The 6,954-nt window shown below is 75.7% G+C and carries 5 protein-coding genes and 1 pseudogene; 1 reads left to right on the forward strand and 5 read right to left on the reverse strand.

All coding sequences use genetic code 11. The features are described from left to right. A partial coding sequence (locus B0E54_RS31735; protein WP_308195447.1) for a M17 family peptidase N-terminal domain-containing protein occupies positions 1 to 345 on the reverse strand: 345 nt, incomplete at its 3' end. 162 nt (positions 346 to 507) lie between these two features. Between B0E54_RS31735 and gcvT the strand changes: the two genes are divergently transcribed. Beyond that, positions 508 to 1,638 (forward strand): glycine cleavage system aminomethyltransferase GcvT, encoded by a 1,131-nt coding sequence (gene gcvT / locus B0E54_RS31740; protein WP_234591530.1) that lies wholly within the window; start codon positions 508 to 510, stop codon positions 1,636 to 1,638. A gap of 150 nt (positions 1,639 to 1,788) precedes the next feature. Here the strand turns inward: gcvT and B0E54_RS31745 are convergent, their stop codons facing one another. The 4 genes and pseudogenes from B0E54_RS31745 to B0E54_RS31760 all read right to left on the reverse strand — a co-directional run. After that, positions 1,789 to 3,087: a DUF2314 domain-containing protein gene (locus B0E54_RS31745; protein WP_234591531.1), complete on the reverse strand. Its 1,299-nt coding sequence runs from the start codon at positions 3,085 to 3,087 to the stop codon at positions 1,789 to 1,791. A gap of 66 nt (positions 3,088 to 3,153) precedes the next feature. After that, complete coding sequence (locus B0E54_RS31750) at positions 3,154 to 3,927, reverse strand: adenosylcobinamide-GDP ribazoletransferase (protein ID WP_234591534.1); 774 nt, start codon at positions 3,925 to 3,927, stop codon at positions 3,154 to 3,156. Continuing rightward, entirely contained in the window at positions 3,917 to 5,890 is a 1,974-nt protein-coding gene (locus B0E54_RS31755) for a bifunctional adenosylcobinamide kinase/adenosylcobinamide-phosphate guanylyltransferase (protein WP_234591535.1), read from the reverse strand. Before B0E54_RS31755 ends, B0E54_RS31750 begins: the two co-directional genes overlap by 11 nt. A gap of 174 nt (positions 5,891 to 6,064) precedes the next feature. Beyond that, positions 6,065 to 6,954, reverse strand: a pseudogene (locus B0E54_RS31760) (hypothetical protein); the annotation flags it as partial.

The raw sequence follows: 6,954 nt of genomic DNA on the forward strand, positions 1-6,954 counted from the left end.
GGCGGCCCGGCGCAGCGTCTCCGGCGCCGGGGCGGCGCCCGTCGGCTCCGGGCCGAGCCCGACCGCGACGACCAGCGGGGCGGTGACGGTGCCCAGCGTGGCCAGCTTGATGACCTCACCCGGCCCACCTGTCGCACCGAGCAGCGCGAGGGTCTCGGTCAGCTTGCCGTCGAAGGCGACGGCGATGCTCTCCGCGCCGCTGGCGAGCAGCAGGGTGCCGGCGAGGCCGCTGGTGGCGCCCTGCTCTCCGGTCTGGCTGTGCACGCCGATCACGATCGCGTCGACGGCGAGCTCGGCCGGGTCGGTGTCGACCAGGCTCAGGTTGGTGGTGCGGGGTGATGTCACTGAAGCTACTCCGGGCGGGCCGGGCCGGTCGCGACGTCGCGTACCAGCGGTGAAGGTCTCCGGCGGAACCTACCCGCCGGACGTCAGGGCTGTCCCGTCGATCACGCCAACGGGGTCCCGCCGATGCTAACCAGCGGCGTTGCCCCCGGTAAGTTGCCACCCATGACCGACGTGACCTCCGACGCCGCCGCGACCCGGCTGCGTCGTTCCCCGCTGCACGAGCGGCACACCGCCGCCGGCGCCAAGTTCGCCCCCTTCGGGGGCTGGGAGATGCCGCTGGAGTACGCCGGCGGCGGGGTGCTCAAGGAGCACGCCGCGGTGCGTACGGCGGTGGGGGTCTTCGACGTGTCGCACCTGGGCAAGGCCCGGGTGACCGGCCCCGGCGCGGCCGAGTTCGTCAACTCCTGCCTCAGCAACGACCTGCGCCGCATCGGGCCCGGCCGCGCGCAGTACACGCTGTGCTGCGACGACGCCACCGGCGGCGTGGTGGACGACATCATCGCCTACCTGTACGCCGACGACCACGTCTTCCTCATCCCGAACGCCGCGAACACCGCCGAGGTGGTGCGCCGGCTGCGCGCCGCCGCCCCGGAGCGGATCACCGTCACCGACGAGCACGAGGCGTACGCGGTGCTGGCCGTGCAGGGCCCCCGCTCGGGCGACCTGCTCGCCGCCCTCGATCTGCCCACCGAGCACGGCTACATGAGCTTCGACGCCGCCAACCTCGCCGCCGTGGAGCTGACCGTCTGTCGCACCGGCTACACCGGCGAGCTGGGCTACGAGCTGGTGGTGCCGGCGGAGCACGCGGTGACCGTGTGGGACGCGCTCTTCGCCGCCGGCGAGGCGTTCGAGCTGCGCGCCTGCGGGCTGGCCGCCCGGGACACGCTGCGCACCGAGATGGGCTACCCGCTGCACGGGCAGGACCTCTCGCTGGACATCACCCCGGTGCAGGCCCGCTCGGGCTGGGCGGTCGGGTGGGACAAGCCGGCCTTCTGGGGCCGCGACGCGCTGCTCGCCGAGAAGGCCGCCGGCCCTCGATGTACGCTGCGCGGCCTGGTGGCCGTCGACCGCGCCATCCCGCGCCCCGGCATGACGCTGCACGTGGGTGACAAGCAGGTCGGCACGGTGACCAGCGGCACCTTCAGCCCGACCCGCAAGCAGGGCATCGCCCTGGCCCTGCTGGACACGGACGCCAACCTGGCCGAAGGCGACGAGGTGCAGGTGAACATCCGAGGCCGCCAAGCCCCCCTGCGCCTGCAGAAACCCCCCTTCGTAACCCCCTCAACCCACTAACCCCACCCACCCCCGACTCCCACGGGTCCGCCGCCCGCCCTCGCCCTGGTGATCAAGAGCTTTGCGTCATTCTCGGGCGAGATTCTGACCCAAATCTCTTGATCACCGGGCGAGGGAGGGCGGGGGCGGCGGGCGGTGGGGTGGGGTGGGTTAGGGGGTTGGGGTGGTGGGGGGTTCGCCGGAGTCCAGGACCGCCTGGGTCCAGCCGCCTTCGATGACTCCGGTCGCGTTCAGGACCGCCCAGTCGACGACGTCTGTCGCCTCCACCACCACGGGGGCGCCGATGCGTACGCTCTCGTCGGTGTTGGCGTCGCTGGCGCTGACGCCGACGATCCGCTCCGGGGTCTCCCACGAGGTGACGCCCGCCCAGACGTACTCGGGCCCGTCGTCGCCCGGCAGGCCGTACTTGACGACCAGCTGCGACTCCGCCGGTAGCTGGCCGGCGACGAAGCGGGCCCGGGCGTCGCCCAGCGCGGCGCGGGCGGTGGCGACCGCGCGGCTCATCGCGTCACCGGAACGCGCGTAGCGCACGTCCGGCTGGATGCCGGAGAACAACGTCGCGCAGGCGGCGGCGTAGTAGCGCCCGTCCGGGCCGGGATGCCCGGCCGGCGGTCGCAGGCTCAGGAACGAGTCGGCCTCCGGGTCGGTCGCCGGGTCCAGTTCCAGGCGCAGCAGCACCGGGGCCGTCGCGCCGTGCTGCTCCGGGTTGCCGTACGCCACCGCGATGTCGTGCCCGGTCACCGTGGCCAGCACCGGCAGCTGCACGAACGCCGGCACCTCCTCGCCGGTGAGCCCGTCGGTCCAGTCCCGCAGCAGCCGCCGGGCCGCCCCGGTCATCACCGCGCCCCAGGCGCGGGTCAGGTGGTCGGGCACCCCCTGGGTCTGCAACTCCAGCAGTCCGAAGCGCCGCAGCCCCTTCGTGGTGAACCACAGCCCCTCGGTGTCCGAGGAGTACGGCACCAGCACCCAGTCGACCAGCCGGATCCGGCCCTGCTCGTCGGGGAGTGAGCGCAGCGCGGTCGCCGGGTCGAGGAACTGGAGGCCGAAGACGTCCACCACGTCGCCGTCGACGGACTCCGCCACCGCCGCCGCCACCGCCCGGGCCGCCCACTCGTGCGCGGGCGGCCACCCCGGCCGGTACTCCGCCTGGACCACGACCAGGTGTGTCGCCGCGGCCAGCCGGGCCAACTGCTCCTCGGTGGCGCCGAACGCGGTGAGCAGATCCGGCGGGAGCGCGGGGAACTCGGCGATCGGCCGGGTGTCGACGCTCATCAGCGGGCTGTCCAGCATCTGCCGGGCGAGCCCGTGCACCGGCTCGGCCAGCCGGCCGGTCAGCGCCTCCACCGCAGTCTTCGCGCTGACCTTCGGCAGCCCCGCCATCGGCACCAGGTAGGTCGCGCTGAGCGACTCCGGCACCGGTACGGGCAGGAAGTCGTCAGTGATGAGCATGTGGGTTCCCCCGGTGGCCGTGCCGGTGCTGTCGAGCCGAACGCTACCCGGCCGGCCGCGCCCGCTTCAGGCGGACAGCACCACACCCAGGTAGACCAGCGTGGTGACCACCTCGACTGTCGCGCCGAGCACGTCGCCGGTGATGCCGCCGAGCCGGCGTACCACGTGGGCCAGCAGCGGCACCGCGACGGCGAGCGCGGCGACGACGGCGACCGGCCCCTGCCACGGGCGGCCCGGCACCGCGGGCACCGCCAGCAGCACGACGGCGACCGCGCCGACGGCGAGCGCCACCGGGCCGACGGTTCCCGCCACCATGGCCCCCAGCCCGTCCGGCCGGGCCGCGGGCACGCCCCGCCGGCACGCCACAGTCACACCCAGCCGCCCGGCCGCGGTGGCCGCCACCACCGCCGCGAGACACGCCGGCCAGGACCGGCCGGCCAGGTCGGCGAGCGCAGCGGCCTGCACCAGGAGTACGACCACCAGGGCGACGACGCCGAACGGCCCGACGTCCGGCTTCTTCATGATCTCCAGCGCGGCGGCACCCCGTCGGTACGACCCGAGCGCGTCCACGGTGTCGGCCAGCCCGTCCAGGTGCAGTCCCCGGGTCAGCAGGGCGGCGGCGCCCACCGTCACGCCGGCGGCGACCAGCGGGGGAGCGAGCGTGCCGGTCAGCAGCAGGACGCCGCCGAGCAGCACGCCGAGCAGCGCGCCGACGGCCGGGGCGAGCGCCATCGCGGTACCCGCCACCGGGCGGTCGATCCGCCCGGCGCGTACCGGCAACGTGCTGAAGGTGGTGATCGCCAGCCGGGCGCCCGCGACGAGCCGCGGCTCAGCCGGCACGCCAGCCCGACGCCGGCTGCTCGTCGGTGGCCGTGCGGGTCGGCCCCGGCCCGGCCGGCTCCGGCTCGGTGAACTCGGGGTCGGTGTAGTCGGGCCCGGTGTACGCCGGCTCGGCGTAGTCGGGCTCGGCGTCGTCGGTCTCCGGGTCGGCTTCCGGCTCGTCGGTCGGGTCCGTGTCGCCGGTCAGCGACGGGTGCACCGGCAGCGCGGCGGCCAGTGCCAGCACCGAGCGCAGCAGCGGCAACGCGACCAGGGCGTTGGCGCCCTCGCCGAGGTCCAGTCGCAGGTCGAGCAGGGGCGTGAGGCCGAGCACGTCGGCGGCCAGCCGCACCGCGGGATGCTGGCCGTGGTCGGCCAGCAGGCACCAGTGCCGCGCCTGCCCGGCCAGGTCCCGGCTGACCATCCCGGCGGCCAGCCCGACCGGCCCGTCCAGCAGCACCGGCACCCGGCGGGCGGTGGCGCCCAGCAGCACGCCGGTGGCCACCGCCACGTCGCCGCCGCCCAGCTCGGACAGCACGTCCTTCGCGCCGCGCGGCGAGCGACGGGTGCGGTGCAGCGCGTCGCGCACCGCCGCGCAGCGGACCATCCAGGCCGCGTCGTCGATCTCACCGGAGTCGGTGATCACCCGGCCCAGCACCGCAGGTGGTTCCGCGCCGGCCGTGGCCGCCAGCACCGCCGCCGCTGCCGCCTCGGTGCCGGCGCCGCACGCTCCCAGGACCAGCAGTTGTACGCCCGCGTCGGCGGCCTGCTCGGCCAAGCGCCAGCCGTAGCGCAGCGCCGACTCGACCTGCTCGCCGGTGAGGGCCGGCCGGGTCTCCATCGGCGCGGAGGCGGGGGTGTCGACCACCTGCAGGCTCGCGCCGCTCTCGGCGGCCAGCCGGGCCAGCGCGCCCCGTCCGGCGCGCGCCTGGGCGGCGCGACGTGCCGACTCGCCCGCGACGGTGCCGGCCGACGCGCCGCCGGCGTGGTCGCCGTTGAGCAGCAGCACCCGCACCGAGCCCCAGGCGGCCGGCGTCGACGTGCCCTGGGTGGCCGCGGCGAAGCCGACCACCCGGTCCAGCACGCCCAGCCCGGCACCGGGCACGTCCAATGTGGCCAGCCGGTCCACCGCCTGCGGGCCGGCGTAGTCGTCGGGCATCGGCAGCTCCATGCCCGGCTGGATGACCAGCCCGGTGGCCACCATCGGCAGCGCCATGGTCGGCGCGGCCCAGGGGTTGCCGGGCTCCTGGTTGGGGGCGGCCGGCGGGGTGTGGGTCAGCACGTCGGGCAGCTGGACCTCGGGGGTGGGCTCGGCGTCGAGCAGGCTCGTGCCGGCCTGGTGTGCGCCGACCCGGCCCGTGCCGGTCCGGCTCGCGGCAGGTGGGACGGGGCTCGCCGACGCGCTCACCGTCGCGGCGGCGGCGGCAGCGGTGGTGGGTGCCGGCTTCAGCCAGGCCGGTTGGCCCGCGACCACCAGCACCACGGCGTCGCAGGCGTCGGCGACCGCGCGGTTGGCCGCGCCGAGCGCGTCGGTGAACGCCCGGCCCAGCGGGGTGGTCGGCACCAGCGACAGCCCGACCTCGGGGCTCACCAGCACCACCCGCGCCGCGCAGGTGCGCATCGCCTCGGCCAGTTCGGCGATCGTCGCCACGTCGTCCGCGGGCTGGTGCTCCGGGTCGAGCAGCACCGTCACCCAGCCGCCCAGGTCGTCCACGAGGAGCGTCTCGTTGGGCTCGGCGGATTCGAGCACGTCCGCCAGCCGGCGCGGCTCTCCGGCGGTCTCCTCGGTGGTCCAGCTGCCCGGTCGTCGGGAGCGATGCGTCGCCAGCCGGGTCGCCCACTCGGTGTCCTCCGGGTCGCCCTCCGGTGCGGTGGCGACGTAGCGAACCACCGGCGCGTCGGCGACCAGGGACTCGGCGAACTCGGACTTGCCGGACCGGATACCGCCGAGCACCAGGACCGTGTTCCACCCGTCAACGGACATGTCCGTACCTTAGTTCTCATGCCCCGGGTCTGGGCACGTCGCCCCAGCCCTACCGACTGTCGACAGTCCGTTCCGCGTCCATTGCAGGCAAGCGTCCGCTTCCCTGTCGCCAGGTGACGACCGGACCGGGCGGCGTCGTGCGAAGCACCCGCGATCGCCGGCGTTCGTCGGTGGTCAGCCGCAGTGTTCGAACCCGCTGCCGTAGCTCACCCCGCCGGTGGCGCCGCCCCACTTCACGCACGCGCCAGCGGCGGCGGCCCGCACCGGCCCCGCGTAGTAGTCGAACGACCCGCTGTCGGTGCTGCGGGCCCGTCCCTGCACCTCCAGGTACGCCGACGCGGCCGTCCTGGCCCCGACCGCGGTGTCCTTGAGGGTGACCACGCAGTTGTTGCCGTTACCCGAGTGGTAGAGCAGGTAGACGCGGCCCTGCCGGCGGCCGCCACCGTCGGTGAGCGTCGCCGAGTCGATCACCTGATAGCCGCTGCCGCACGCCTGCGCCGCCGTGTACGGGTTGGGCCGGCCCGCCGGGCTGCCGCTGGACGTCGGTCTGCCACTGGCCGCCCCGGTCGGCGTGGTCCCCGGTGCCGCGCTGCGGGTGGCCGGACTGCCGCTGGCGGGCGTACCCGATCGGTCGCCGCCGGTCGGTGCGGCGGTCGCGGTCCGGGCGGCGCTCGGCGTGCCACCGGCCCGGGATGCCGGGGTGGTGGTGTCAGTGGTCGGTGGCGCGACGACGGCGCCCGACGTCGATTCACCCGCCAGCGCCGCCGGACCTGTCGTCGCGCCCGGCCCGGCGTCCGGACGCAGCGCCGCCACGGCCCCGCCGACGAGCGCGATCAGTACGATCGCGCCCACGCCGACCAGCAGCGGCCCGCGTCGCCGGCTCGACGACGTCGGCAACGGATCCTCGCGGGTCGGCCCGGTCTCGGCCTGCCGGATCTGGGCCAGCCCGGCCCGGAAGGCCGGTGGCCGGGCCGGGTCCGTGGGCGGGACCGGCTGCGGCGTCGGCACGGGCGGCGTCGAAATCGGAACGGGCGAGGCCGGCGGCGCGAGGGCCGGGGTGGTGC

It is taken from the genome of Micromonospora sp. MH99 (assembly GCF_021442385.1).
In the GTDB taxonomy this organism is placed as follows: domain Bacteria; phylum Actinomycetota; class Actinomycetes; order Mycobacteriales; family Micromonosporaceae; genus Micromonospora.

Excerpts from the sequence above, each read along its gene's own strand:
- B0E54_RS31755 (WP_234591535.1), bottom strand. The coding sequence starts at position 5,890 with ATGTCCGTTGACGGGTGGAACACGGTCCTGGTGCTCGGCGGTATCCGG.
- gcvT (WP_234591530.1), top strand. The coding sequence starts at position 508 with ATGACCGACGTGACCTCCGACGCCGCCGCGACCCGGCTGCGTCGTTCC.
- B0E54_RS31745 (WP_234591531.1), bottom strand. The coding sequence starts at position 3,087 with ATGCTCATCACTGACGACTTCCTGCCCGTACCGGTGCCGGAGTCGCTC.